This window comes from Shouchella oshimensis (genome assembly GCF_002019765.1).
GTDB classification, from domain to species: domain Bacteria; phylum Bacillota; class Bacilli; order Bacillales; family Bacillaceae_D; genus Shouchella; species Shouchella oshimensis.
In genome coordinates this window covers 835,311-861,682 of the sequence record NZ_KV917380.1, presented here as the reverse complement: position 1 = coordinate 861,682, position 26,372 = coordinate 835,311, and the positions used below count along the sequence as shown (strand labels likewise).

General features: G+C 40.5%; 23 protein-coding genes and 1 riboswitch. Of the genes, 14 read left to right on the top strand and 9 right to left on the bottom strand.

The window, feature by feature from the left end; all coding sequences use genetic code 11:
• Positions 1–55: 55 nt before the first annotated feature.
• Positions 56–2,446: a S8 family serine peptidase gene (locus tag BK583_RS04135; protein ID WP_055736872.1), complete on the bottom strand. Its 2,391-nt coding sequence runs from the start codon at positions 2,444–2,446 to the stop codon at positions 56–58.
• Between the two features lie 419 nt (positions 2,447–2,865).
• Between BK583_RS04135 and BK583_RS04130 the strand changes: the two genes are divergently transcribed.
• The 5 genes from BK583_RS04130 to phnE (BK583_RS04110) all read left to right on the top strand — a co-directional run bounded on the left by BK583_RS04130 (position 2,866) and on the right by phnE (BK583_RS04110) (position 8,175).
• On the top strand, positions 2,866–4,377 hold the full coding sequence (locus tag BK583_RS04130) for an AbgT family transporter (protein WP_055736919.1): 1,512 nt from the start codon (positions 2,866–2,868) through the stop codon (positions 4,375–4,377).
• Positions 4,378–4,810: 433 nt separating this feature from the next.
• Positions 4,811–5,707: a phosphate/phosphite/phosphonate ABC transporter substrate-binding protein gene (locus BK583_RS04125; RefSeq protein ID WP_035394790.1), complete on the top strand. Its 897-nt coding sequence runs from the start codon at positions 4,811–4,813 to the stop codon at positions 5,705–5,707.
• Positions 5,708–5,817: 110 nt separating this feature from the next.
• Positions 5,818–6,618, top strand: coding sequence for a phosphonate ABC transporter ATP-binding protein (phnC, locus tag BK583_RS04120; protein WP_038483200.1), 801 nt, complete (start codon positions 5,818–5,820; stop codon positions 6,616–6,618).
• On the top strand, positions 6,587–7,375 hold the full coding sequence (gene phnE, locus BK583_RS04115) for a phosphonate ABC transporter, permease protein PhnE (protein ID WP_035394744.1): 789 nt from the start codon (positions 6,587–6,589) through the stop codon (positions 7,373–7,375). Before phnC ends, phnE (BK583_RS04115) begins: the two co-directional genes overlap by 32 nt.
• Positions 7,372–8,175, top strand: a complete 804-nt coding sequence (gene phnE / locus BK583_RS04110; protein ID WP_055736871.1) for a phosphonate ABC transporter, permease protein PhnE — start codon at positions 7,372–7,374, stop codon at positions 8,173–8,175. The genes phnE (BK583_RS04115) and phnE (BK583_RS04110) overlap by 4 nt, the downstream gene beginning before the upstream one ends.
• Positions 8,176–8,228: 53 nt before the next feature.
• Here phnE (BK583_RS04110) and BK583_RS04105 read toward each other — a convergent pair whose 3' ends face one another.
• A complete protein-coding gene (locus BK583_RS04105) occupies positions 8,229–9,236 on the bottom strand; it encodes a zinc-binding alcohol dehydrogenase family protein (protein WP_055736870.1) in 1,008 nt (335 codons plus the stop codon).
• 130 nt (positions 9,237–9,366) lie between these two features.
• Here BK583_RS04105 and BK583_RS04100 point away from each other — a divergent pair, with 130 nt between their 5' ends.
• Positions 9,367–10,881 carry a CocE/NonD family hydrolase gene (locus tag BK583_RS04100; protein ID WP_055736869.1) on the top strand — a complete coding sequence of 505 codons (1,515 nt, stop codon included), beginning with the start codon at positions 9,367–9,369 and terminating at the stop codon, positions 10,879–10,881.
• Between the two features lie 33 nt (positions 10,882–10,914).
• Here BK583_RS04100 and BK583_RS04095 read toward each other — a convergent pair whose 3' ends face one another.
• Positions 10,915–11,562, bottom strand: coding sequence for a peptidylprolyl isomerase (locus BK583_RS04095; protein ID WP_055736868.1), 648 nt, complete (start codon positions 11,560–11,562; stop codon positions 10,915–10,917).
• Positions 11,559–12,314 (bottom strand): hypothetical protein, encoded by a 756-nt coding sequence (locus BK583_RS04090; protein WP_038483215.1) that lies wholly within the window; start codon positions 12,312–12,314, stop codon positions 11,559–11,561. Before BK583_RS04090 ends, BK583_RS04095 begins: the two co-directional genes overlap by 4 nt.
• 167 nt (positions 12,315–12,481) lie before the next feature.
• Here BK583_RS04090 and BK583_RS04085 point away from each other — a divergent pair, with 167 nt between their 5' ends.
• Positions 12,482–13,540 carry a DUF3900 domain-containing protein gene (locus BK583_RS04085; protein ID WP_055736867.1) on the top strand — a complete coding sequence of 353 codons (1,059 nt, stop codon included), beginning with the start codon at positions 12,482–12,484 and terminating at the stop codon, positions 13,538–13,540.
• Positions 13,541–13,680: 140 nt separating this feature from the next.
• On the opposite strand, the gene BK583_RS04080 is transcribed toward BK583_RS04085, so the two are convergent.
• The gene (locus BK583_RS04080; protein WP_038483221.1) at positions 13,681–14,133 is read right to left on the bottom strand and encodes a flavin reductase family protein; all 453 of its coding nucleotides are present in this window, start codon (positions 14,131–14,133) and stop codon (positions 13,681–13,683) included.
• Positions 14,134–14,378: 245 nt separating this feature from the next.
• On the opposite strand from BK583_RS04080, the gene map reads away from it, so the two are divergent.
• Both map and BK583_RS04070 read left to right on the top strand, forming a co-directional pair.
• On the top strand, positions 14,379–15,146 hold the full coding sequence (map, locus tag BK583_RS04075; protein WP_055736866.1) for a type I methionyl aminopeptidase: 768 nt from the start codon (positions 14,379–14,381) through the stop codon (positions 15,144–15,146).
• A 379-nt stretch (positions 15,147–15,525) separates the two neighbouring features.
• Positions 15,526–16,599, top strand: coding sequence for a PstS family phosphate ABC transporter substrate-binding protein (locus BK583_RS04070; RefSeq protein WP_055736865.1), 1,074 nt, complete (start codon positions 15,526–15,528; stop codon positions 16,597–16,599).
• Positions 16,600–16,847: 248 nt separating this feature from the next.
• Here BK583_RS04070 and BK583_RS04060 read toward each other — a convergent pair whose 3' ends face one another.
• Positions 16,848–18,137 (bottom strand): aspartate aminotransferase type Ic, encoded by a 1,290-nt coding sequence (locus tag BK583_RS04060; RefSeq protein WP_055736863.1) that lies wholly within the window; start codon positions 18,135–18,137, stop codon positions 16,848–16,850.
• Between the two features lie 272 nt (positions 18,138–18,409).
• Here BK583_RS04060 and BK583_RS04055 point away from each other — a divergent pair, with 272 nt between their 5' ends.
• The gene (locus BK583_RS04055) at positions 18,410–18,916 is read left to right on the top strand and encodes a GNAT family N-acetyltransferase (protein ID WP_038483229.1); all 507 of its coding nucleotides are present in this window, start codon (positions 18,410–18,412) and stop codon (positions 18,914–18,916) included.
• Positions 18,917–18,941: 25 nt separating this feature from the next.
• Here the strand turns inward: BK583_RS04055 and BK583_RS04050 are convergent, their stop codons facing one another.
• Entirely contained in the window at positions 18,942–19,298 is a 357-nt protein-coding gene (locus tag BK583_RS04050) for a hypothetical protein (RefSeq protein ID WP_038483232.1), read from the bottom strand.
• 254 nt (positions 19,299–19,552) lie between these two features.
• Between BK583_RS04050 and BK583_RS04045 the strand changes: the two genes are divergently transcribed.
• From BK583_RS04045 to fni, 4 genes are all read left to right on the top strand, one after another.
• On the top strand, positions 19,553–19,942 hold the full coding sequence (locus BK583_RS04045; protein ID WP_051667766.1) for a MarR family winged helix-turn-helix transcriptional regulator: 390 nt from the start codon (positions 19,553–19,555) through the stop codon (positions 19,940–19,942).
• Between the two features lie 150 nt (positions 19,943–20,092).
• Positions 20,093–20,764: a nitroreductase family protein gene (locus tag BK583_RS04040; protein ID WP_055736862.1), complete on the top strand. Its 672-nt coding sequence runs from the start codon at positions 20,093–20,095 to the stop codon at positions 20,762–20,764.
• Between the two features lie 83 nt (positions 20,765–20,847).
• A riboswitch (M-box (ykoK) riboswitch) is annotated at positions 20,848–21,015 on the top strand.
• 195 nt (positions 21,016–21,210) lie between these two features.
• A complete protein-coding gene (mgtE, locus tag BK583_RS04035; RefSeq protein WP_038483238.1) occupies positions 21,211–22,581 on the top strand; it encodes a magnesium transporter in 1,371 nt (456 codons plus the stop codon).
• Between the two features lie 146 nt (positions 22,582–22,727).
• The gene (fni, locus tag BK583_RS04030; RefSeq protein ID WP_038483240.1) at positions 22,728–23,777 is read left to right on the top strand and encodes a type 2 isopentenyl-diphosphate Delta-isomerase; all 1,050 of its coding nucleotides are present in this window, start codon (positions 22,728–22,730) and stop codon (positions 23,775–23,777) included.
• Here the strand turns inward: fni and BK583_RS04025 are convergent.
• Together BK583_RS04025 and BK583_RS04020 are read right to left on the bottom strand one after the other, a co-directional pair.
• Positions 23,774–25,399: a YndJ family protein gene (locus tag BK583_RS04025; protein ID WP_055736861.1), complete on the bottom strand. Its 1,626-nt coding sequence runs from the start codon at positions 25,397–25,399 to the stop codon at positions 23,774–23,776. The two genes, fni and BK583_RS04025, sit on opposite strands and share 4 nt — an antisense overlap.
• A complete protein-coding gene (locus BK583_RS04020; protein WP_038483245.1) occupies positions 25,399–26,286 on the bottom strand; it encodes an AraC family transcriptional regulator in 888 nt (295 codons plus the stop codon). The genes BK583_RS04025 and BK583_RS04020 overlap by 1 nt, the downstream gene beginning before the upstream one ends.
• Positions 26,287–26,372 lie beyond the last annotated feature (86 nt).

Below are 26,372 nucleotides of genomic sequence, written 5' to 3'. Positions count from 1 at the left end.
TCGTTACACCCTTATTATTAGTAAGAAGGGGAGTTCACCTCCCCTCTTGGTCGTTTTATGATGCAGGAGTTCCTGCAATAACCGGCTGACCGATTGGCAAATCTGCAATAGCCTGCTCCGATACATACGTTCCAAACGGAACACGGTAGACTTCAGAAGAGTCATCCTTATTGGTGAAAATCATGTAGCCGCCATATAGCCCTTGTAAAGCTGTTTTTGGTGCGACTAGAAAACTATTGCTTGTAATGGTTTCTCCTGCTGGAACCGAAATAGAAGCATTCGTCTGCAACGTCATTCCGCTTGCACCAGCTGGTAATGTCCCATTAACTGCTTGAAAACTTGTTTGCACATTAAACGATTTTGCTTCGTCACTAGCATTTGTCACTCGTAAGCTCTGAAGTTCGCGAATATTGCCAGTAGCTGTACTAACTGGTCCGAAGCTAATTGCACCCGTACGATCAGGAATGAGCGTCAATAGACTGTCTTCAACATGAAGGCCGTCCATAGTTGATTGAAACATCATCGTAGTATCGATGGCTGCTTGTGGATTCACTCGTCCTGCTCCTACTTCAAAAACATTGTAATCGTTTGTCATTGGCACTGCTGTATTCATTAACTTTGTTTTTACATCAGCAGGAGTAAGCTCAGGATTCGCTTGAAGCATCAGTGCAGCAATTCCTGCCACATGAGGAGATGCCATTGACGTACCAGAAGAACGACCATAGGAGTACTCGTACTCTCCAATGTATTCTGGTCCTGCCATGTAGCTCGGAATAGTCGAAAATACGTCTACTCCTGGCGCAACTACTTCTGGTTTAATCGCTGCCGTGTAATTAACCGGACCACGTGAACTAAAGTCTGCAAGCGTATCGCCTATTGTCGTAATCGCACTCATATCACCGAATGTAATTGTTGACTCTTCATCCAAAAGATCGGCAATAACTTGTCCTTGCTCATACGTTAAAGAGAACGATGGAATATAGGAATGACTTGCACCTACATAGACTGGATTATGTCCAGCACCTGCTATATTGTTGTAGATAACAATTCCAGCAGCACCTGCATCCTTAGCATTAGCAATTTTGTCTACAAAGGCAATCTCTCCACGAGCAACAAACGCCACTTTGTCTTTGACATCAACGTTTTCAAAATCCTGCACTCTACCTAAGCTTGCAGATACAACTGGTAACGTCTCTCCAGTCAAACTTGCAAGATCTGTTTCAAATGATTCTGCAATGACACGTAAGTCGCCAGCTAATGTCTCACCACCAACAGCGTATTGACTTGTGAATTCGGGAACTTCAATTGGTACATTACTCGCTCCTACAGAGATCGGTAATGCCGCTGAGCCAGGTGCACCAATGGTGTAAAGTCCACTTCTCCCGCTATTCCCAGCAGATGTAACCACTGTAACCCCTGCTAAAGCAGCGTTATTTGTTGCTATACCGGTTGGAGCAATAGGGTTATTTGTTGCACTTCCTAGAGATAAGTTTATGACGTCCATGCCATCTTCAACAGAACGTTCAATACCAGCAATAACACCAGACGTAGCACCAGACCCATAAGGACCAAGCACGCGATACGCATACAATTCTGCATCAGGCGCCACACCAGTGACCGCATATTCTGATTCATTTTCTCCTGTTCCATTCGTTGTACCACTTACATGTGTACCATGGCTTGTATAATAAGAACGGTTAGCTGAATCGAACTCAGGTAGTCCAGATGCTAACCAGTCTTCATATGTCGCTTCCATTGGATCATCATCGTTGTCAACGAAGTCATATCCACCTTTATAAACACCTTTTAAATCTGGATGGTTGTAATCGACTCCTGTATCTAGTACACCAATTTTTATGCCTTCTCCAGTTAAACCATCAATATGTAAATCACTTATTCCTAAGAAGGGAATGCTATCCACCATGGTTGCATCAACAGGCTCGTCGTAGCCCTTTTCATCAACAGGGTGAATTAATTCAACTTCTTCATCGTTATAAATGGCTTTAACTTCTTCATATTGAAGTAAATCCTCTACTTTATTTGCTGGTAATGTAAGAGCTACTCCGTTAAATATAGTTGTATACGTAAAATTTACAGTGTAATCCACTTCTTTTTCAGGTGATTGAGCAAAGACATCGTCTAAAATGTCTTCAAACACTTCTTGTGATTCGGTAACAGTCGCTTGTGCCTCCGCTTCCGTTAATACATTTCCCTCTTCTTCAGCTAACGCCAAAGCTACTTGTTCGGGTAGCTCATCAAGCTCTACAATAATGGAAATCTCTTCATCACTACTAAGATTAATAGAATCCGGTAAGAGAAGTTTTGTATCCGTTTGCTCCTCCGCTTTTACGTACTGCACGGAAGTAAAAGAACTTGCCACCATACAAAATGATAGCGCGACGACAGATAGTGATTTCGTACAGTTAAGATTTGTCGTTTTTTTCAAATGCATTCACCCTTTCAGTCGAAATATGACGTGCTTATAGGGATTATACCGAAAATACAGAAAACAAAAAGTATTATTTTCTATTGTTTTACTTTTTTACCAACTATACTTCATATGCGACCAAAGTCTGAATTTAATAAAATTCAGACAGTTAAATTACATATTATTTCACCTTTTTTTGAATTCCTTAAAAAATAGAACCACTCCTTAACGAAAAAAAAACGATTCTATATACTCACTTTTTTGTAGAACGAAATTCCCTACAATTTTGGAAGGAAAAGTAAGCTCTTTAGTCATACTTACTTATCTAAACAATCGGGTATTGTAACCTTTGTTAATTATGATAGACTTGTTCATTTAGATTACTTGAAAAGAGGGAGATCGTGGCACAACAACAAAAGACAGGGTTCTTCTCACGCATGTTTAATCGCTTGTTAAACCGTGTTGAGTGGCTAGGCAATAAACTACCTCACCCCATAACGCTATTCGCCATTCTAGCAGTACTCGTTATTATCGCTTCGGCGATTCTTTCAGCTTTTAACATTTCGGTAGAAGACCCTACTCAAGCAGGAGAAACTCTTGAAGTTCAAAACTTATTAAGTGCTGAAGGCATTCAGTATTTATTTACGAGCATGGTTGACAATTTTATAAACTTTGCACCCCTTGGCGTTGTTCTCGCTACCATGATTGGAATTGGCGTGGCTGAGCGAAGTGGACTTATTGGTGCAGCGCTTCGAGGCATTGTTACCTCTGTTCCTAAACAACTTGTCACTGCGGCACTCATCTTTGCTGGTGTTCTTTCCAGCATGGCTGTTGATGCAGGCTATGTTATTCTACCGCCACTCGGCGCATTAATCTTTTTATCTTTAGGTCGGCATCCGTTAGCTGGGCTTGCTGCAGCTTTCGCAGGTGTGTCAGCTGGATTCGGGGCAAATCTTTTTATAACCTCCCTTGATCCCATGCTAGGCGCACTGACGATAGAAGCTGCTGCCACAGTAGACCCTCAATACGCTGATGGCTTAAACTACTTAATGAACTATTACATCATGGCAGTGTCTATTTTGCTATTAACGGTAGTTGGTACCCTTGTAACGGAAAAAATAGTGGAACCAAGACTTGGGAGCTTTAATGGAAAAACAGATAAAAAAGATCAGATTACGTATCTATCTAAAGTAGAAAAAAAAGGACTAACCTACGCTGGACTAACCATTGTCGGATTAATCGTACTTGCTCTGCTTCTTGTTGTCCCGGAATGGGGACCACTGCGAGGCGAAGGAGATAGCCCGATTTTGAATTCACCATTTATGGATTCATTAGTTGCCATTCTCTTATTCTTTTTCCTTATACCAGGTATTGTTTATGGAATTGTGACAAAAGAAATTCGCAATGACAAAGATGCAGCACAACAAATGTCAGACACAATGGCTTCGATGGGCATGTTTATTGTCCTTGCCTTTACAGCTGGACAATTTGTTGCTTACTTCGCTGAAACGAATATTGGTACAGTCATCGGTGCATTCGGCGCTGAACTACTTGAGACCCTCCAAATTGGCGGAATCCCATTATTACTAGGATTTATGATCGTGTGTGGCGTTATTAATCTCTTTATTGGGAGCGCATCTGCAAAATGGGCGATTATGGCTCCTGTCTTTGTTCCATTAATGATGGAATTTGGTTTTTCACCGGCTTTAACACAAGCTGCTTACCGAATTGCGGACTCTACGACAAACATTATTACACCAACGATGACGTACTTTGCCATGGTTATTGCTTTTGCACAAAAATACGATAAGAAAATCGGTATTGGTACACTCATTTCCATGATGCTACCGTATACAATTTTCTTCTCTATTGCGTGGACGGCGATGCTCATTATTTGGATGCTCCTCGGTATTGATTTAGGACCAGGTGCACCAATTTATTATGAATAAACGATGAAAAAGGTAGAAATGAGTAGATTTCTACCTTTTTTTCAACTCAAAGTTAAAGGCAGTCTTGTTTATTCCTATTTAACTAGCTATACGTTGTAAGAAAATATGCCATTCTTTTTTGAAATTCACTTTAAAAAATTATTTTCTTCATACACAGTTTACAAAAATCAATTATACTAGACTTGTTTCTTTCGTAAATTGTCGAAATAGCATCGTTTAACACATTCTTTTGGCAAAAAATTAGCACAGCTAAAAAGAGATGGAATTCGTCAAATTCATTGATAGTGATACGTTTTTCGCTTCATTCGTGCAAAGCGCTAAACAGAAGTGTTAAAAACGGTTATTGACGGTTTTACAAACTATATCTACAATTATCGAGGAAGCTACATTTTTAACCAACTTTTAGGGGGATCTACAATTGAAAAAAAAGGTGATGGGTTCAACGCTTGTAGCAGCAACAGCGCTTATGTTAGCAGCATGTGGAGACGGGGGAGACGAGGCTTTTGAGCCAACTGACAAATTACGAGTTCAGTTCGTTCCATCTCAAAATGCAGAGACACTAGATGTCATTGCTCAGCCGCTTGAAGACTTACTTTCAGAAGAATTAGACGGTATTGAAGTAGAAGTGTCCGTGTCAACGGATTATCCATCTGTAATTACAGCGCTTGGTTCAGGATCAGTGGATGTTGGGTTCTTACCTCCTAGTGCATACGTAACGGCTAAAGAAGAAGGCTTTGCAGAGGTTATTCTTCAGTCATTACGCTACGGTGTAAACGAAGAAGATGGTACACCAACAGATGAGCTTGTAGAAGGCTACAAATCACAATTCCTTGTTCGCGCAGACTCTGATATTGAAACACTTGAAGATGTTGAAGGTAAAACAGTTGCTTTCCAAGGTCGCTCATCATCTGCCGGGTACGTATGGCCAGCAGCTAGCTTACTCGATATTGGAATTGATCCTGAAACAGATGTTAATGCAGTTGAACGTCAAGGACATGACCAAGCTATTTTAAGTTTACTTGATGAATCTGTCGATGTAGCCGTGACTTTCCAAGACGCTCGTAATACTGTTGCAAATGATTTCCCTGACGTATGGGAAACAACGCGGGTTATTGCGACAACAGAAATGATTCCAAATGACACAATCTCAGTTCGATCAGATATGTCAGAAGAATGGCAAGAAAAATTACAAACGGCCTTTATTAACATTGGTAAAAGTGAAGTAGGTCGCCAAATTATCTTTGATGTGTATTCACATGAAGGCTATATGGAATCAGAAGATAGCAACTTTGATATCGTTCGTCAATATGAGGAAGAAATCGGAGAATAAATTTTAGTTATTTACGACTATACGCTCTTTGAGCCCGTTCATCTTACATGTACGGGCTCTACTACTCTTAATACTGTTAGATTATGATTTATGTAGAAAGTTGGGACGTAATGATCGAAATTAAGAATGTGTCTAAAGTTTATCCAAACGGCACAAAAGGATTACAGAACATTAATTTAACGATTGAACAAGGTGAATTCGTCGTCATTGTTGGTTTATCAGGCGCTGGAAAGTCAACTTTGCTTCGTTCTATCAACCGATTAAATGAGATTACTGAAGGCGAAATTTTAATTAATGATCAATCTATAACCACAGCAAAAGGTCGCACCTTACGCAAAATACGTCAACAGACGTCTATGATTTTCCAAAGCTTTAACTTAGTAAAACGTTCATCTGTTTTGCGAAATGTCTTGTCTGGTCGAGTTGGTTACCATGGTACATTACGAACGACCCTTAATCTATTTCCAAAGTATGACGTAGAACTAGCGCTACAAGCATTAGATCGAGTCAATATTGTTGAGAAAGCCTATGCAAAAGCAAGCGATCTTTCTGGTGGACAGCAACAACGTGTGGCCATTGCCCGCGCTCTTGCTCAGCAGCCAAGCGTTATATTAGCCGATGAACCGACTGCTTCTCTTGATCCATTAACAACAAAGCAAGTAATGGATGATTTGAAACGCATTAATAAAGAAGATAAGATTACGACCATCGTTAATCTGCATTTTATAGATTTAGCACGTGAATATGCGACACGCATTATTGGATTACGCGCAGGTGAAGTTGTATTTGATGGACCTGTTTCTGAAGCGACTGATGAGAAATTCGCAGAAATTTATGGTCGACCGATTCAAGAGGATGAGCTTTTAGGGGAGGATTTACATGAGCCAGCCACTCCACCAACAACTAACTAAGCCACCTAAAACAAAGCTTTACACTACGCTCGCCTTAATAGCAGCAGTTATTTTAGCAAGCGCTTGGTACATCGATGCCAACCCTCTCACGTTGATTGAGCGCGGTGATCGGGCATTTGATATTATTGGTCGTATGTTCCCTCCTGATATGAGCTTTTTTATTAGCGCAACGCCTGCGATGCTTGAAACCATTCGTATGGCATTAATCGGAACTACTTTCGGTGCCATTCTCGCAATCCCGATTCTATTCTTTTGTGCTGCAAACGTTGCAACACCAGTTTGGATACATCAACCTGCAAGAATCGCATTAAATGCATTGCGTACGGTTCCTGATATTCTACTAGCGGCTATTTTTGCTGCCATTTTAGGGTTTAATACATTAGCCGGGATTGTTGCTTTAAGTATTTTTTCCATTGGTGTTATTGGAAAACTTTCCTATGAAGCCGTTGAAAACATTGATAAAGGTCCACTTGAATCAATGACTTCAGTAGGTGCAAACAAGATCCAGTGGATTGTTTTTGGTGTTGTCCCTCAAGTGCTGCCACAGTTTACTTCCTTTGTGCTATATACATTAGAGATTAATGTACGAGCAGCAGCTATCTTAGGAATCGTTGGAGCCGGAGGGATCGGGCGCCTTTATACCAATTCACTAGCATCCTATTCATTCGACCAAGTATTTGCATTAATTTTGTACACCCTTGTTGTCGTGCTTATTATTGATTTTATTAGTTTAAAAATTCGGGAGCGCCTAATATGATTGATTTAAGAAGTAAGGTTCAGAAACCGAAAAAGAATCGTATTAAAAACGCATTCATTATTCTCATACTCATCCTTTTGTACGTGTGGGGTTTTGCAGGCATTAACTTTTCAGGGATTTCTCCAAATGCTGGGACCGTTACATCTGCTATTCTTGATGGGTTTCTTAATCCAGAATGGGATTACATCTATCGTCCTGGTCAAGAGGATTTAATTCAAAACTTGCTTGAGACATTCGCCATTGCCCTCGTTGGTATTACTTTATCCATCGTGCTTTCGTTTCCGATTGCTTTCTGGGCTGCTCGCAACTTAAGCGTAAAACGCATCATTTCTGGTTCTGGAAAATCATTTTTAAGCTTCTTCCGTACATTCCCAGACATCGTCATGGCATTAATCTTTATTGCAATTGTCGGTCCTAGTCCTTACGCTGGGATGCTCGCCCTTGGTGTTAGTGCAATGGGGATGCTCGGTAAACTCTACGCAGAAGAAATTGAAGCAATCGATCCTGGACCGTCTGAAGCACTTGTTGCCGCTGGTGCAAATAAACTGCAAGTACTGTTATTTGCAGTCGTTCCTCAAGTGTTACCAGGCTTTATCTCCGCTACGCTTTATCGCTTTGAAATTAACTTACGTTCTGCCGCCACTCTTGGAATCGTTGGGGCTGGTGGGATTGGAGCACCACTTATCTTTGCGATCAATGGACGTAGCTGGGATCGAGTAGCGATTATTTTAATTGGCCTTGTCGTTTTTGTCCTTGTTATTGATTTAATTTCTAGTGCGTTACGTAAGAAAGTGATTTAATCAACAAAGGAGCGCTACCGGTATTAAACCAGTAGCGCTTTTTTTATGTTCATTTACTTCTGTTCTATGACAAGCTTTCCAATCATTTTCCCATCTTCTAGCTGTTGATGGGCTTGCTTGAGCGTCTCTGCAGTTAACGGTGATAGAACACTCGTCATCGTATGGCGAAGCTTCCCTTCATCGAATAGTTCGCTCATTTTCGTTAACATATGGTGTTGTTCAATTTGATCTTCTGCTTGGAACATCGAGCGAGTAAACATAAATTCCCATGCAAATGTCACGCTTTTTGCGCGAATTTTTTGCATATCTAAACTATCTTTATTCTCTACGATGGCACAAATCGTTCCTTGGGGTTTAATGCAGGCAGCCATACCGTCCCAATGTTGATTTGTATCAGCCAAACATAAAATATAATCAACGCCTTCTAATTGATTCGCTTGTAGCTGTGTGTATAAATCTTCGTAATGATTCACAACAATGTCTGCTCCGAGTGATTGACACCAATCTGTTGTTTCTTGTCTAGACGCCGTTGCGATAACCGTCAATCCTTGCAAAGAAGCAAGCTGAATGGCAATGGAACCAACACCGCCTGCGCCTCCAATAATAAGGATTGACTTTCCTCTGTCTTTTTCCGTTATCTTCATACGGTCGTGTAGGGATTCCCATGCTGTAATAGCTGTTAACGGCATCGCGGCAGCTTCAGCAAACGATAGATGTTTCGGTTTCTTTCCTACAAGCCGTTCGTCAACAAGCTGATATTCAGCATTTGATCCATTTCGAGTTACATCTCCCGCATAGTAGACCTCATCACCAATTTGAAACAGTGTACATTTGTCACCGACGGCTTTTACAATACCAGCTCCGTCAAAACCGAGAATACGAAATGCTTCTTCATTTGACTTTTTCGCTTTTCGTTGCTTCGTATCCACAGGATTGACAGATACAGCATTCACTTCAATCAGCAAATCGTACCCATTTGCTATAGGTGTTTCGACTTCTTGTTCCACTAAACTATGTTGTTCTTCAATTGGTAAGGCTTTGTAAAATCCAATCGCTTTCATTTTCTTCCTCCCTTTACATCCTTTCCTTAAGAGTAATCAATTTTGCACTTCCCTGTCTACTCTGTTGCAATTACGAGTTAAAATTAGTACCTTTAAGAAAGACATACTATAGAAAAGCAGGTTATAAACGATGGCGAATACCATACTTATTGAAAAGAATGTCCCCTGTTTGATGCGTGATGGGGTTACACTATACGCTACTATTTATCGCCCACAGGATGAAAAGCGTTATCCAGTTCTTCTAACACGAATCGTAGACGGGAAGGACAGACATACTTTTCGTCCAACGAACATTTTTCAGTTTGTTCAAGAAGGATACGTTGTCATTGTTCAAGATGTGCGTGGGCGATATGCATCTGAAGGTGTTTTTGAGCCTTTCGTTCATGAAGAAGAAGACGGCTTTGATACGATTCATTGGATTAACGACTTACCGTATACGAACCAAAAAATTGCGATGTTTGGGGATCAATACAGTGCGTATACACAGTTTGCAGCTGCTAAAACCGCTTCTACGTTTCTTTCAGCACTATTCCCCATCCATTTGTTTGATTCTATGCATGCCTTTTCTTATCGAGAAGGGCTACTAAAAAGTAAAACCTTACTTGATACAACATTAGCCTACGCTGAGAATATCATTGAAAAGCGAAACATACGTGCAGAAGATAAAAAAGATCAACAGTTTCACCTAGAGGCTTACCGAGAGCGTAAAGATCAGCTTTACCGCTTCAAATCAATGACCAACCTTCCTGTTTTTAAAATGCTCGGCGTCCAATCATTGTTTCAATCATTTCTAGAGGCAGAGATACCTTCTGAATCCAATGACCTAGAGAGCTGGCCCGCATCTCATTTCGTAACAGGTTGGTTTGATGAACATGCTGCCCACACATTAGCCGCTTTTCAATCAGCACGACAGCAAGATGAAGAAAAGCATCTCCTCCTCATTGGACCGTGGAAAAATGGCACATTCTCTATGCCTACTTTGCCGCATCCATTTGGCTATACTGCGAACAATGAGTCGCTCGCAAACGGAGGCAGCTTGACCGATTTTCATTTACGTTGGTTCGACTATTGGTTAAAGAACGAACAAAATGGCGTAAATAAAGATGCACCTGTCTTATTATTTGTAATGGGGATTAACAAATGGCGTAAAGAGCGCTCATGGCCGCTAGAAGAGGAAGATGTTCGCCATACTTCGTTTTCATTTTTGGCTTCTGAACAGGATGCAGCTTATACTTTCTTTCTTCAGGAGGAAGGTTCATCTATGATGACCTTTACCCATGCACCTTTTACCGAGGTTCACGAACTAATTGGTTCTCCTACTTTACGGATCCCTACTACTGAACGAACAAGTCTCTATGTACGTCTCTCTGTCTTAAATGAAAACGGCGAGGCGTTTCTGCTATCAGATGGACTCGTAAATCGGTTGGATGCGGATAACGAAGGAGTCACCATTACCCTTTCACCTGTTGCGTATCATTTTAAAAAAGGAGAACGAATTTCTATTGAATATTCGACTGTTCCTTTAGACACGTATCGTAGTCCTACTAACGGGTTTGAAGAAGAGAGTCTATCCGCTATGCTCCCATTCCTGTTGAATCAAGCAACTCAGCTTACATTGCCATTTGCTAAACAACCTTTACGTTAAAAAACCAGCCTCTAGTAGGGGGCTGGTTTTCTTTTATCGTTCAATTGTTATGGATTGAATCACTTGTTCTTGACCTGCTACTGGGCTCTCACCTTGCTTTTCCACAGTGGCGATTTCATCCACAATGTCCATACCGTCTATTACTTTACCGAAAGCAGCGTAGTCTCCGTCGAGGTGAGTCGCATCACCATGGACAATAAAAAACTGTGAGCCGGCCGTATCCATCCCTTGTGATCTCGCCATTGAAAGAACACCTGGCTCATGACTAAGGTCATTTTCAACACCATTGCGTTCAAATTCACCTTTAATGCTGTATCCAGGTCCGCCAGTACCATTTCCATTTGGGTCTCCACCTTGAATCATAAAACCTTCAATGATACGGTGAAAACGTAATCCGTCATAAAAGCCGTCTTCTGCGAGAGCAACAAAATTATTAACGGAAATTGGAGCGATATCGGGATATAGTTCCACAACTATCTCTCCACCATCCTCCATTTCAAATGTCGCAATAGGTGTATCGCCAGCTTCTACAGGCACTTCCGGTACCCCTTCAGCTGCTGTTTCATTTGGCACCTCTGGCGACTGTGCACCACCGTCAATGTCCCCACCTTCACTAGAGCCACATGCTGAAAAGACTAGTAAACTAAAAACAATCAAAAACCCATATTTCAATGCTTTCACTCCTCGTTCGCTGTCTCTAGATCTCCATTCTCTTCTTCAACGCTCTTCTCTGCTATTCCTTCGTTTTCTTCTTCATGAATAATAACGCGAGCAGTATCCGACTGAGCTGGAATCCCTTCTGTTACTTTACTCCGAGGAATGACTTCCACGACTAACCCAAGTGTTAAATCACCATTAAAGCGCTCGTATTCTTGATTTTCATTCATAAGCAATACTTCAGTAGCCGGGTCATAATTAAAACGCGTGCCTGATTCATAATGACCGTCTTCACCAGACACAAAGAAAGTCTGTTCTTCTTCGTTTACGTTTGAAATTTTGCCCGTAATGGACATATCTTTAGATTGAATAACAATTTTTGTCGCGACGGTTTCATCGCTACCTTCGTCATTTAATTCTTCATATACTGTGACATCAATATCATTTTTTAAATAAGACTGGTTCACTCGTAAGTAAGACGACAAGTGTTTAATATACACTTCTGTTCGATTACTTAAATGAACCGATTTCTGAGGATCGCCATTCACGTCAAACGATTCAATGCTCGGTAATTCTTCCACATCTTCAGTTGATATGTGAGCGTTTAAGCCGGCTACCGCATGCTCGTTCCCTTCGTACTCTATATTTGTGATCGTACCATCAGTAGCAACCATATCGTCGTCCGTTATAACGTTTTGTTGTTCACTACAAGCTGCTAAGATGGCGAATAATCCCGTCGCTACAGCAAAAAAAAGGGCTTGTTTCAATGAATCCACACCTCTCTTGCTCCTTTTTACCTAGTATAACCCAAATTAAATCATTACGCTTTCCTAACAAGTGCATTTCAATAATATCACACAACCCGTTTGACAAATGTCCATACTTTTAAAAAAATGTGTGCTATACTCCTCATAGAAAAATGGAGCGGAGAAAGGATTTGTTTATGGAGTTTTCGATTTCTTATTTATCTTTTTACGTCATTGAGATTGATCAGCAAAAAGACCAACGAACCTACAGTCATTATCAAACATTGGATGAAGCAACGTTTGATAATAGTGCTCTTTCCCAGTTTTTAGAAGGGGAATTAAAAAGAGTGGTAAAACGGAAAGCACAGTCCCACCCCAACCATGCACAAGCACCAACGAAACTAGGGGAATTCGTAACGGAAGGCAGCCATCCTTTGGAGTCAAATCCAAATTATGCGCTTTTTCAACGAGCTCTCCATGCACAAACCAGTGCTGATTTTAAAAAAGAAAGTGAAGCATTTGTCGAAACGTATGTTCAAACGAGTGCCGTACGAGGAGGCGTTTTTCTCGTTTGCCAAGCAAAACCAAAAAAATACTTTGATGACTTGTTTCTCTTTCTATTAAAATGTGATTTTCAGGATGATGTTGCCGTCCTTAGCGATGCCAATACATTAGTTAAAAAAGTGGAAAGAGCCATCACGACGAAAAATATGAAATCCATACAATATCCTTATATGATTGAAGAAGGCATGCTCGAATACAATAAAGTAAAAATTCATCAGTCTTCTCATGCACGATACTTTGAAGATTTCCTTCCATTCGTTACATACGGAGATCCTATGCCAGAAGTAATCAAATCCCAAGTACAAACAATGGTTCAAGATCATGTCAATGAAACCTTTTCTTCTGAGAGTTCAGAAAGACAAGAAATGGAGGAACGCTTAGAGTCTTGGTCGGCTAGTGAGACGAGGGAATTGCAAGAACAGTTAAATCATCATCAAGTCGTAGAAGCAACAGCAGCTATTACGGCTCATATTCCTGATTCAAAGACAACGATTAAACTAGGGGAAGTTGTTGTTAAATTTCCGCTAGATGCATACGGGGATAACGTTCACCTTGCAAAATTTAATGATCGCTATGTGCTTGTTGTTGATGCCGAACAGGTTACGTTTGATAAGAATGCTTCACCTATCGAGTTTTTAAAACCTGACCACCTAGAAGCTGTTATTCAACGAATGCAAGCTGGTGACGAGTAAGTGCATGCGGTTGTCAACCTTTTTACCATAGCCATAAAGGGTACTGTTGATGCATCCGACTCCACTAGAAAAAGCGCTAATAACGACCATTTCTCGAGTAAACGGTGTTGTCGTTAGCGCTTTTTTTAGACTAGTCTACACTAGATCTTTTTGTAACTACCTTGATAATAAACGAGTGGGCTTTGATCTGTTACAGCTACATCCTTTACCCTTCCAATAAAAAGCGTATGATCTCCTTGCAAACTTGTATCGTGGAGATCACAAACAATTGTAGCGATTGCGCCATCAACAGTTGGCACACCAGCAAAAGTGGTTAATGCTAAATCTTCCTTTTCTTTTTGGCGAGCAAAGTGCATAGAGACATCTTCATGGCCTTCTGCTAAAATACTGATGGCAAATGACCCCGACTGCTCGATAACAGCTTTCATTCTTGCTTTATTATCTATAGAGACTAAAATTAGTTTAGGATCAAGTGAAACTGACATAAACGCATTTGCTGTCATTCCGTGAACCTCATTTTCCCATTCTGTTGTCACGACCGTTACACCTGTTGTAAATTTACTCATTGCGGTTTTAAACAAACGATCATCCATTGCTTCCCCTCCTCTTTCTTATTTATTATCCATATGTGTGCACTCAGTTAAAATAATACCTACATTCAAATCACGTTGCAACAAGTTGAACTTGCAACAATTAGCGTTAACATTCGTATGCTACTATCTAGGATCTGTTGACATTCTTGACTTTGTTTACACGGAATACTACATTTAATTCAATCCCCCTTTATTTTGTTCAACACTTATCAACTCTGCTTATTTAAAGAAAGAAGGCGGTTTAGGTGATTACATTCAAATCAAAACGAGAACAGCAAATGATGCATAAAGCAGGACAACTGCTTGCAGCTTGTCATAAAGAAATTGCTAAGCGAATAAAACCAGGCGTAACGACAGATGACATTGATCGTTTTGTAGAAGGTTATTTAAAAGAACATGGTGCAACACCAGAACAAAAAGGATACAACGGCTATCAATACGCAACATGCGCGTCTCTCAACGACGAAATATGCCATGGCTTTCCAAGAAAAACTCCTTTGAAAGATGGAGACATCATTACCATTGATTCCGTCTTTAACGTAAATGGAGCGTTAGCAGATTCTGCTTGGACGTATGCAGTTGGACGTCCCTCTCCTGAAGCGGAAGCGCTAATGAACGTAACGCATCAGGCTTTATACGAAGGGATAAAGCAAGCTAAGGTCGGAAATCGTCTTGGGGATATTGGTCACGCCATTCAGTCTTTTGTTGAGCCTAAAGGATACTCCGTTGTGCGAGACTTTACTGGACACGGCATCGGCCCGACTCTTCATGAACCTCCTCAAATCCTGCATTACGGCTCACCAGGTAAAGGAATTCGCTTAAAAGAAGGAATGGTGATTACCATTGAGCCGATGGTGAACATAGGTGCATATCAGAGTAGACTAGACTCCAACGGTTGGACAGCTCGGACTGTAGATGGCTCATTGTCTGCTCAATACGAGCACACTCTTGTTATTACTGCTAATGGCCCCCTTATTTTAACCGATCAAGGGGACGCCGACACTTACCTATAAAATGAGTTTTTCTCTGACTCTATTCCATTAGTGCGAGGCTGGGACAAAAGTAGATCGACAGACTAAAATGACGAACATCCCTGAAAATAGGAACGTTCGTCGTTTGTTTTATATGAACATGAGCGGAAGGAGAATCCGAAGACTCCTGGGGGATCAGCACGTGTCTGAAGACTCTGGAGTGGCGGTTTTCCACGGAGGAGGCTGAGGCCGTGTCCCCAGAAAGCGAAGGATTCTCCTGTAGCGGTGCTACTCAACATATTTTAGACTACTCGTCTTTTCAAATACTACTTTTCGTTATGTCCCAGCCTCGTTTTTTCTATGAAATAAAAGCGTTTTATTTAGGAAAATAGGGAAATGAAACATGTAGGAGGTGGTTGGGTTGTTTGTAACAAAGATGATTCGAATCATTGTTTTATCTGCCATTGTTATGTTTGGATTAGCAATTGTTCTCATTTGCGCTTTTTTAGGTCTATCCATTTTCTACTTATGGTTTCTTTCAGCTGCAACGATTTGCATCGTCATTTATGTAACATTAATGTTTTATCAATGGCATTTACCGGGGTTTCGACGCATGTTTTTTCTTAGTATGGTTATTGTTGGATTGGTCAGTATTTATACATACGAGCAACGAAACCATGCTTTAGAAACAATAGAAGAGCCATACGTGTCATTAACGTTATGGGAACCATTCCATCCTAATCGTCCAATTGAAATCGAGAGAGCAGAAACTGCCTTATCACTTGATTCAATCAAAGTTACCGGCCAGAGCTTCTTATATCCACTTTATAGTTCATTTGTTGAAGCTACCTTTTCAAGTGTCGATCCTTCTTATGCTCGACAAGTGCTAGATACGGCATCCCGTCCATTAGATTCTTTAGGTAATGACATGATTGCGTTCGTTCCAGAATACCTCCTTCCGCTTAACCAATCAATTGATGCCGTTCCCATTGCAAAAGATGCGCTTGTGTTTTTCACGCATCAAGAACAGGAAGTAGAAGCCATTAGCCGGGATCAAGTTCAATCTATTTACACCGGTTCGCTAACTAATTGGTCACAGATCGGTGGAGCAACTCAAGCGATTCGTAAGTATCAACGAGAAGAAGAAGATAGTCAAGAGGCGTTTGAGTGGTTTATGGAATATACGAGCCAATTAGAATCAACAACTCCCTATGAAAATATAGAAAATGCTATTGGGTTTACGTTTTATAGTAATTATCAATTCGTTGAAAACACAAACCAAACCAAATTGTTAGCGATTGATAACGTAGCACCATCTCAACAGTCACTTGAGTCACAGGAGTATCCAATTCCTGTAACCATTTACGCTGTAACAACTATGACACCAAATGAGGATGTAACCGAATTTATGGAATGGATTCAATCAGAGGAGGCACAAACTATTATCGAATCAGTCGGGTTTTCGCCTATTCAAGAAGATGAGCGTGTACACTAAAAAAGAGGCTGGGACAAAAGTAGATCGACAGACTAAAATGACGAACATCCCTGAAAATAGGAACGTTCGTCGTTTGTTTTATATGAACATGAGCGGAAGAAGAATCCGAAGACTCCTGGGGGATCAGCACGTGTCTGAAGACGCTGGAGTGGCGGTTTTCCACGGAGAAGGCTGTGGCCGTGTCCCCGGAAAGCGAAGGATTCTCTTGTAGCGGTGCTACTCAACATAGTTTAGACTACTCGTTTTTTCTACGCCTTGCTCTTCTCAATCTTGCCTTCAATTGCAGCAAGTTCTACACAATCACAAAAAACATTCATGGCTTTCTGTAATTCTTCTAAAGTCGGGAAAGATGGAGCAATACGAATATTACGATCAAGTGGGTCCTTTCCATACGGATAGGTTGCTCCTGCGCCAGTTAGTGTTAACCCAACTTCTTTACATAGCGCTACCACTCGTGCTGCACATCCATTTTCTGTATTGACACTAATAAAATACCCACCATTCGGTTCCGTCCATGTGGCGATGTTTTTGTTTCCTAATTTCTGTTGTAGCGTGTCAATAACTAAATCAAATTTCGGTTTAATAATCGCTGCATGTTTCTTCATTAGCTCTTCCACACCACCAATTTTTTCAAAGAAACGAATATGTCTTAATTGGTTAATTTTATCAGCACCAATGGTTTGAAAACTAAGCTGCTTTTTTGTAAACGCGATATTATCAGGAGAAGAAACAAACGCAGAAATGCCTGCTCCTGGGAATGTTACTTTCGATGTTGATGCAAAGACGTATGGGCGGTTTGGATAGCCAGCTTTTTTTGCTTCTTCAAGGATAGGTACGAGTGAATCAGGTGTATCTGTTAAATGGTGAATCACATAGGCATTGTCCCAGAAAATGCGAAAATCAGTCGCTTTTGTCTTCATAGATGCAAGTCTTTTTACTACTGCTTCAGAATACGTCACACCTTCAGGATTGCTATATTTCGGCACACACCAAATTCCTTTAATCGTTTCATCTTCTAGAACAAGGGCTTCCACTTGATCCATATTAGGACCTTCACTCGTCATGTCGACTGGAATCATGTCGATCCCAAGAAATTCACAAATGGCAAAGTGCCGGTCGTATCCAGGAGACGGACATAAAAATTTAATAGATGGATAGGAAGACCATGGTTTAGCTTCTTCCTCTACCCCCTTTAGCAACCCACGTGCAACCGTGTCGTGCATTGTGGATAAACTAGAGTTTCCCCCAACAATGACTTGACTAGGCGCTACTTCAAGAATGGAAGCAAACCAAGATTTCGCTTCAGGGATACCATCTAGCTGACCATAATTTCGCGTATCTAAGCCGTCGTCAGTAATAAGCTCGTCAGCCGTTAATAAAGCTAGCATTTCTTCTGAGAGGCTAAGTTGATCGGGACTCGGCTTACCTCGAGACATATCTAACGTCATATTTTCACCTTTGTAACGTTCCAATTGCGCTTTTAGCTGCTCATATCGTTGATAAAGCTGTTCTTCTGTTAATTCATTTACATTGGACACTGTTGATCTCTCCCTTAGAAGATTAAGAAGATCCATACTTCCTTCTCATTCATTTCACCTCTCTAGTTTAAGCTAGATGATAGGGTGCGAGCAAGTATCCACTTATGACCTACAGTCAGCAATTGTAAAAATTCATGTGCTTCTCTTTCTTTTCTGGCTACAAGCATCTTTCTTGCATTCTGCCTAAAAGATATGCTAAAAAATGAAGGTGTTTTTTATTGTATAAGGCAACATAACGAAAAAGAAATTTCGTTCTTGGAGGGATAATTCATATGATTCGCAAGGCAATGAAGCAGGATTTAGTTAAAATAGAGGAAATGGCAATTCGAGCGACTAAGAAAATGAATGCTGAAGGAAGTGACCAGTGGGACAAGCACTACCCTACTATTGCCCATTTTACAAAAGATCTTCAGTTAGGCACATTATTCGTGTATGAACAAGACGGGATCGTAGTCGGTTCTATTACAATTGATCAATCATTCGCACCAGAGTATGCAAATGCGTCACTACGATGGTCAGAACAACAGCAGTTTGCAGGAACATTTCATCGCCTTTTAGTAGACCCTAATGCAAGAAAAGCAGGCATTGCTGGAGCACTTATTGCTTTTGCAGAAAACCTTTCTCATCATAAAGGGTTAACAGCCATGCAAGTAGATACGTACTCGTTAAATGAAAAAGCCCAACAGCTTTTTGAAAAATACGGCTATGAAAAAGTCGGTACACTTCAATTTCCTGAGAAAGAAGCCATCTTCTTTGGCTTTGAAAAGCAGCTCATATAAAAAAAGAGGGGGATCCCCCTCTTTTTTAATGTTGATTATCTACGCGACTCATATCCAATTCGTAATCGCCATCTTCTTTCTTCACTGCAGTTGGCTTAGTTCCAAAAATACTGTTGCGATTAATATTTAATTTCTCAGCGGCACGATCAGCGTAAGGATCCGCTAATTGGCTATCTTCGTTTAATACAAATTCTAATGCATTGATTTGAGTACGTAACCGCTGCATCGTACGATCAAGATAAATATAAACTTGCTGCTCATGCTGATCCATTTGTTTAAATGACTCTTCATTCACTTTCATTTCTTTTACCTTATTAATACACTTGCCTAATTCTTCACGAAGTATGTTACGTTGTTCTTTAACAATCGATACGTCTCTCATTCCATGTCATCCTTTCAATTCTAAAGAAGATTTATACTAATCTATTTACCTCTTTTCTAGTATAAAGGTTTCAGTTGAAAATATCAGCAAATTCCAATGAATTCACAAAATTAATCACGACACTCCTTTGATTGACAGTCTAAGGGACTATCTTTTATAATTAATTCAAATTCGAGATAAATGATTTCGAGGTGTTCACATTGAAGGAAACAGATCAAGATTCATTAAAGCTATTTACTGTGTTATCAAGAGCCATGCAAACCGTTAAATCCCACGTTGAAACAGATATACGCAAACATGGGTTTAACCCTACAGAATTTGCGGTACTTGAATTGCTTTATTCAAAGGGCGATCAAACCGTACAAAAAATTGGTCAAAAAGTGCTTATTGCTAGTAGTAGTATCACCTATGTCGTTGATAAACTTGAAAAAAAAGAAATGATTGTTCGAAAACCAAGTCCAACCGATCGTCGTGTTACTTATGTTTCTATTACATCAAAAGGAATAGACTGGATGGATGCGGTCTTCCCCCAACACGCTAGCGCGCTTAGCTCCATTTTCTCCCCACTAAATGACCAAGAAAAGAAAGAAATGATTACGTATTTAAAACGTGTCGGTTTGCAAGAGAACCGCTTATCTGACTAGTCTTAACCACAATCGTCCTTATGTTTCAAACAAGGATCTAAGGGAATAGTAGCTCTACCTAACAGAACATCACTAAACATTGTCTAATCGAATCCTAGCGTTCTTATCACGTCAATCTATTACAATACAAGAAAGGAGTCACTCATCTTCGTGAAAAAATGGTCTCGTTTTTTTCAAAAAGAATCTCAACCTGTTAGAAAAGAGAATCCTGTTCCTCCTGCTGTTCAAAAATTTGGAGCGGATAAAGATGATGATGAATTTTACCAGTCGATTGAAAATAGACGCTCTATATACGTTTTAAGTAAGGATACGGTTGAAGATGATTCAGAAATTCTACGTTTAATGGAGCTCACCATTCGCTCCATGCCAATCAGTGCACATGCTCCTTCTGCCCGAATCGTACTATTGCTCCATGATGAGCATGATGCCTTCTGGCAGTTAACCCGTGAAAAAATGAAAAGCATTATGGATTATGCTGATTTTACTGACACCCAAGCAAGGTTAGAAATGTTTGAACATGCTTATGGCACTATTTTGTTTTTTGATGACCATAAGACATTTTCTCCTACTCATACAAAGTCTATTGCCGGACAATACAATGGGATGCTTCAATATTTAATTTGGGTTTCCCTTGAAGCAAAAGGTTTTGGTGCTTCTTTACAACATTATAATCCTATGGTTAATGAAGTAGTAAAAAAACGATGGGATCTTCCGAGTAACTGGGATCTTGTTGCGCAAATGCCGTTTGGTAGGCCCCATGAATATCCAAACCCAAAAGAAATAAAACCACTTAAAGATCGTGTGGTAGTGAAAGATTCGTAAGGAAGCGAGTCTTTTTCTTTACAACAAAAATTAAGGTTTGACAAGTTGTCTTATGCATTGTAAAGTGAAATTTGCAAGAAATTATATGCCCTCGTTAGGTGAGGCTCCTGTGCTGGAGATACGCTGCTACCCAAAAATGTCCAAAGACGCCAATGGGTCAACAGAAACCATCGACATAAGGTGGTTTTTAACGTAGCTGGATATGTATTCCTATGCCGCACAGTGCTAAAGCTCTACGAATGGAGGAGAGTTTACTGATACGATATGTTTCTTTAGTATGCGTTCAAACCGCCTCCCATTTGCTGAGGCGGTTTTTTATTTTTCTAAAAGGTGGTGGTGTGGGATGGATAGTTTACCCAAACCGAGGATAGGCTTTAACAGTATAAGAAGGGGGCCATTCCACACGTTTAGTTTGGTTCTCTTCTAGGAAGTAGGAGGAGAGCATGATGGATAAATTAAAGACCGACCGGAAACGGAATGAATATAAAAACGAAATTGTAAAGCATCTTGTTTCAAGGAATTTAAAGGCTTTTAGAGAAACTTTTTTAGAGCTTCACCCAACGGACCAGGTGGAATTATTTCATGAAATTGAACGTCCTCTTCAAAAGCAAGTGTTGTTATTTCTTAGCCCTGCTGAATTTGCAGACCTATTCGAGGGGTTAGATTTAGAAGATCAGCTTATTGTCTTTGAAGGATTAAGCTATCAATATGCCGTATCCATGTTTAACACCATGTCAGCCGATGATGTTGCTGACTTTTTAGCAGAAATTAATACAGAACGCGCCGACGATATTTTAAGCTCAATGGATTTGGAAGAAGCGAAGCGCGTAGAAGAATTAATGGCTTATGCACCAAAAACTGCCGGTGCGATTATGACAAAAGAATTTGTTCGCTTATCAGTTGAGTCTTCTGCTAAAGAGGTTATTGCTGAACTACGAGAAAGCGCCCCTGATGCAGAAACGATTTACTATTTGTATGTCGTTGATCAACAGCAGAAACTTGCTGGTGTCGTTTCGCTTCGTGACCTTATTATTGCTACACCCGAAATGACGGTTGAAGACATTATGAGCACACAAGTGGTATCTGTAAGTGAACATGAAGATCAAGAAGATGTTGCTCGCTTAATTAAAGAGTATGACTTTCTTGCGGTTCCTGTTGTAACACCTGAAAAGCGACTTGTCGGGATCATTACCGTCGATGACGTCATTGATGTATTAGAAGAAGAAACAACAGAGGATTTCGATGAATTTGCTGCAACACGAGGAGCGACGGACTTATCATTAACTGCCGTAACTGCTGCAAGGAAGCGTGCACCTTGGCTCATTTTACTCATGTTTTTTGGTTTGATTACTGCAAATATTATTGGTCAATTTGAATCGACTTTGGAACAAGTGGTACTGCTTGCTGCATTTATGCCGCTCATTATGGGGACAGCAGGGAATACTGGCACCCAATCACTAGCAGTTGCCGTACGGGGTATTGCAACTGGCTCATTTGACCGTGGTGGTGTATGGAAAACCGTAAAAAGAGAACTTGGGACAGGGATTATCCTCGGTATTGTTTGTATGGTTGTGTTGATGGGTATTATTTATCTATTTTACAACGGCGATTTTATTTTGGCATTTACTGTTGGATTCTCACTTTTTGCAGCATTAAGTGTGGCGGCAGTCATTGGAGCAACTGTTCCTGTCGCTATTAATAAGTTAAAAATTGATCCAGCGGTGGCCTCAGGACCTTTTATTACAACACTAAACGATATTATTAGTTTAATGATTTATTTTACAATCGCAACAACACTTCTTGACCAGCTATTATAAAGAAAGAAAGCTTATCGATGTTCATGTCGATAAGCTTTTTTTATCTAGTTCTTGTCTTCCTTGCGAAACCTGCGTGCTGTATGGTTAAATTCAAGTAAACCGGGTATAGAAAATAAGAGAATGAACTAGTAGAAAGGAGCACGTCTTTGTCTAGAGAACAACGTAAACATGACCATATTCAACAAGCTATTCAGCAGGAACAAACGCGCTCCCCTTTTGAGGACATCCAATTTATCCATCAAACGCTCGCTACCTCGTCCTTTCATCGCTGCCAGCTTGAAACCACTTTTCTTCATAAATCCATATCCTTGCCACTGCTCATAAACGCAATGACAGGCGGTGGAGGTAAGCAAACAGCCCGTATCAATCAGCAGCTTGCAGAAGTGGCGCAACACTTCTCTATTCCAATGGCCGTTGGGTCGCAAATGGCAGCGATAAAAGATCAAGAGCAAATACATACGTATCAAATTATTCGCGATACAGCACCAGACATTGTTTGCTTAGCTAATTTAGGAGCCGAAGCAACACCATCGGACGCCTTGCGTGCGATTGATATGATTGAAGCGGACGGTCTGCAAATTCATTTTAATCATATTCAAGAGCTAGCTATGCCAGAAGGTGATCGGGACTTTTCTATGCGTCTACGCAATTTGGAAGCAATTGTGGCAAAAAGCCCTGTACCGGTTATTGCGAAAGAAGTTGGTTTTGGCATGACGAAAGAAGCAGTGAAACGTCTATATGAAGCTGGCGTTCATGCCGTTGATGTGAGTGGCACCGGTGGAACCAATTTCTCGCAAATTGAAAACGCCCGCCGGCAACTCTCACTGGGCTTTTTTAATTCGTGGGGGGTTCCTACACCCATTGCATTACTCGAAGCCCGTTCATTAGCACTTCCCCTCCCATTCATTGCTTCAGGCGGGATAACATCAAGCGTTGATATAGCTAAAGCTCTTTCATTAGGCGCCTCCCTAGTAGGCATGTCAGGTTTCTTCATTAAGACATTGCAGAATGAAGGCATTGATGCCGTTATCGCTTCTGTTACGCGCATGCAGGAAGAGCTACGCTACATGATGACTGCCTTGAATGTTCACACTGTAGAGGAGTTAAAAAACGTCCCCCTTATTATAAAAGGAGAGACGCATCATTGGTTGAATGAAAGAGGTATTGATACAAAAGCATATGCTTCACGTTCTTAAAGGCCAGACTGCGGTGACTTGTCTTCATTCATCACATATTTAATGGTAATCATCTCTTTACGAAAAAAGGAAATGGCGTGCTTCGCATGAAGAGTGCCTTCCTTTTCAACTAAATGAAACGTTTCTCGTAGTGGTGTTTTCCATGTCCACTTCCAAAAAGACAAATAAACACCTGTGAAAGGATCTGTTTGATCTCCCATTAAATAAAGACCGTCCCCTTCATCATTCAATGGTAATAATAAACCTGTTAATACACCAAACGGTAGCGGTAACTGAATAAAGTTGTACCGTTTGCTTCCTAACCAGTTTGAATAATACGCGGTAAAAATCGGCTCTTTCGTTTGTGCATGTTTGCGAACCCAGACCGTTGTATGCTGTTGATCAGTCGAAACTAGAGTATATGTATTCCCCTCCATTGGTATCTCGCCAGCTGGCAGATGAAGTTGTTTTAATTGTTTTGTTACAAACAAAAGGATGAGCAACAGCCATCGGAATGGAGGTTGCCACTTAATGGTTGCTTCTAACGAGTAACGACTAGTCTGTTCGTGAAACTGTAAAACGTTTGGATTTACTTTTTCAATCTGAAACTGCTCATGCTCATATTCACGCCACTTTTTTATAAGTGCGTTCGTTGGCTTGAGCTCTACATGATTAAACAGCTGATCTTGTATGTACTTCTTCCCTCTCATAGGCTGAAGTGGCATTCTAAATGTATGATCCGCAGTTGGTCTAACGACAATCCAAACCATTAGTACAAGCAATGCATAACCAAATGCATTCGCCATGCCATGAAAACGAACCATATCAGGAATGGTTAATCGCTGAGGGGCCCAAGCAAGCCCTGCACTATACACATAAGACAACACCATGGTCATGAATAAAACGACATGTGCAAGAAGTAAGAACCATCGTAACCAACCCCTTAGTACAAAGCTAAAACGAATGGCAATAAGAGCAAGCCAAAACACAAAGAAAATATAAATGAGCACAAGAACAGGCTCTAGAGGCGGTCCAAATTCAATTCCAAGTGCTACAAGAATAGGACCTACAAGGATACCTGCTGCTAAATAAGCAAACCCAGTTAATGGAATAGATTGACGCTTCAACCAACGTCCTAGCATACCGCTGGCAATAGGTAGTACAAAGGCAGAGTAATGAAAATGAATCGCCGTTAATTCGATAATCGTTTGACTATAGGACAGAAAAGTTGTTGCTTGTACTGCCGATAAAACAAACCAACCACCACCGATAGCAAGATAGATACATCCAACATTTATGAGTACTTCCTCCGCATCTCGAAATCCTTGTAAACTTAAACGAAAAAAACCATAACAGGCAATAACCAAGGTTGCTCCTAACCATACGATTGAAAACAACGTCCCTACCCATACAATCTCAACCGTTATCGATGCTAAACCAGCTACCGAAAAAAGGTACATCCACCTCTGTAGCCACGTCATAATAAGTATGTACGGTGTATCTTTATTTGTCTTCGTAATAAGAACTGTCGCTAACGGAACAATGACCATAACAGCGAAACCAAGACCGAGATCAATACCAGTCGGCTTAAAGAAAAACGCCCATAGTAGAAAGACGGCGCTATTTACTAAGTAAACGTGCATTATTCCCACTCCGTTATAATGTAGTCAATAAGATGAACATCTTCATTCTTACGAAATTTACTAGCCGACACACCGACTGTCTTTTTAAATAGCTTCGTAAAATAATTCGCATCGTCTATACCGACTTGATGAGCCACCTCCGCCACTGTTAAATCGGTTTTAGAAAGCAAATAAGCGGCTTTTTTAATGCGTAGAATGGAAACATACTGCATTGGTGTAATGTTCAATTCATGTTTAAACTGTTTAATAAAATAATATTTAGACAGACCGACATGATGAGCAACTGTTGCCAAGTCAAACTGGTCACTCATATGATCTTTCATATAAGTGATCGCTTGTGTAATTGGTTCTTTCAGTTTTTTCTTCGGTGGAACCGCAAGAAAGTGAAACAACGTCATCAGAAATTCATATGCGCGCTGCGAGCCACTATAAGAGTTCGTAATTTCTCCTGACGCGGTTTCCGATAATATGCGTAAAAGCAAACGGATAGGTTCTGCCTCTTTCTCAATAACAAGTATGGGTCCATACTTCTCTACCATATGATCGTGTATCGATAATGCTTCTTTTCCTTCTAATGTAATATAAATAAATTCCCAATCAGTAGTAGCCTCTTTTGGGTAAAAATAATGATGATTACTTGGGATAGAGACAAAAAAAGCTTGTCCCTTGCCTAATGAATAAGTCTTTTCTTCATACACTAAAGCACCTTGACCAGCTAGCGTGTATTGAAACACAATTTTTTCTCTATCCATTCGGGTTTGCCCGTTCCATGAATACGTAGGGCTCTTGACAACTTCCCAACCTATATTCCAAAGATTCACTTGAAATGGATACGGATGTTCTTGAAAGCGAAATCCATATGAACCTTTAAGCCCTTGTTCTTTCATGATTCTCTCCCCCTTGACCCACAGTATAACGTAGAATGCTTGTTGCGCCTAGACTCTCTTGAAAGCGCAATAATTTCCATAAAGTA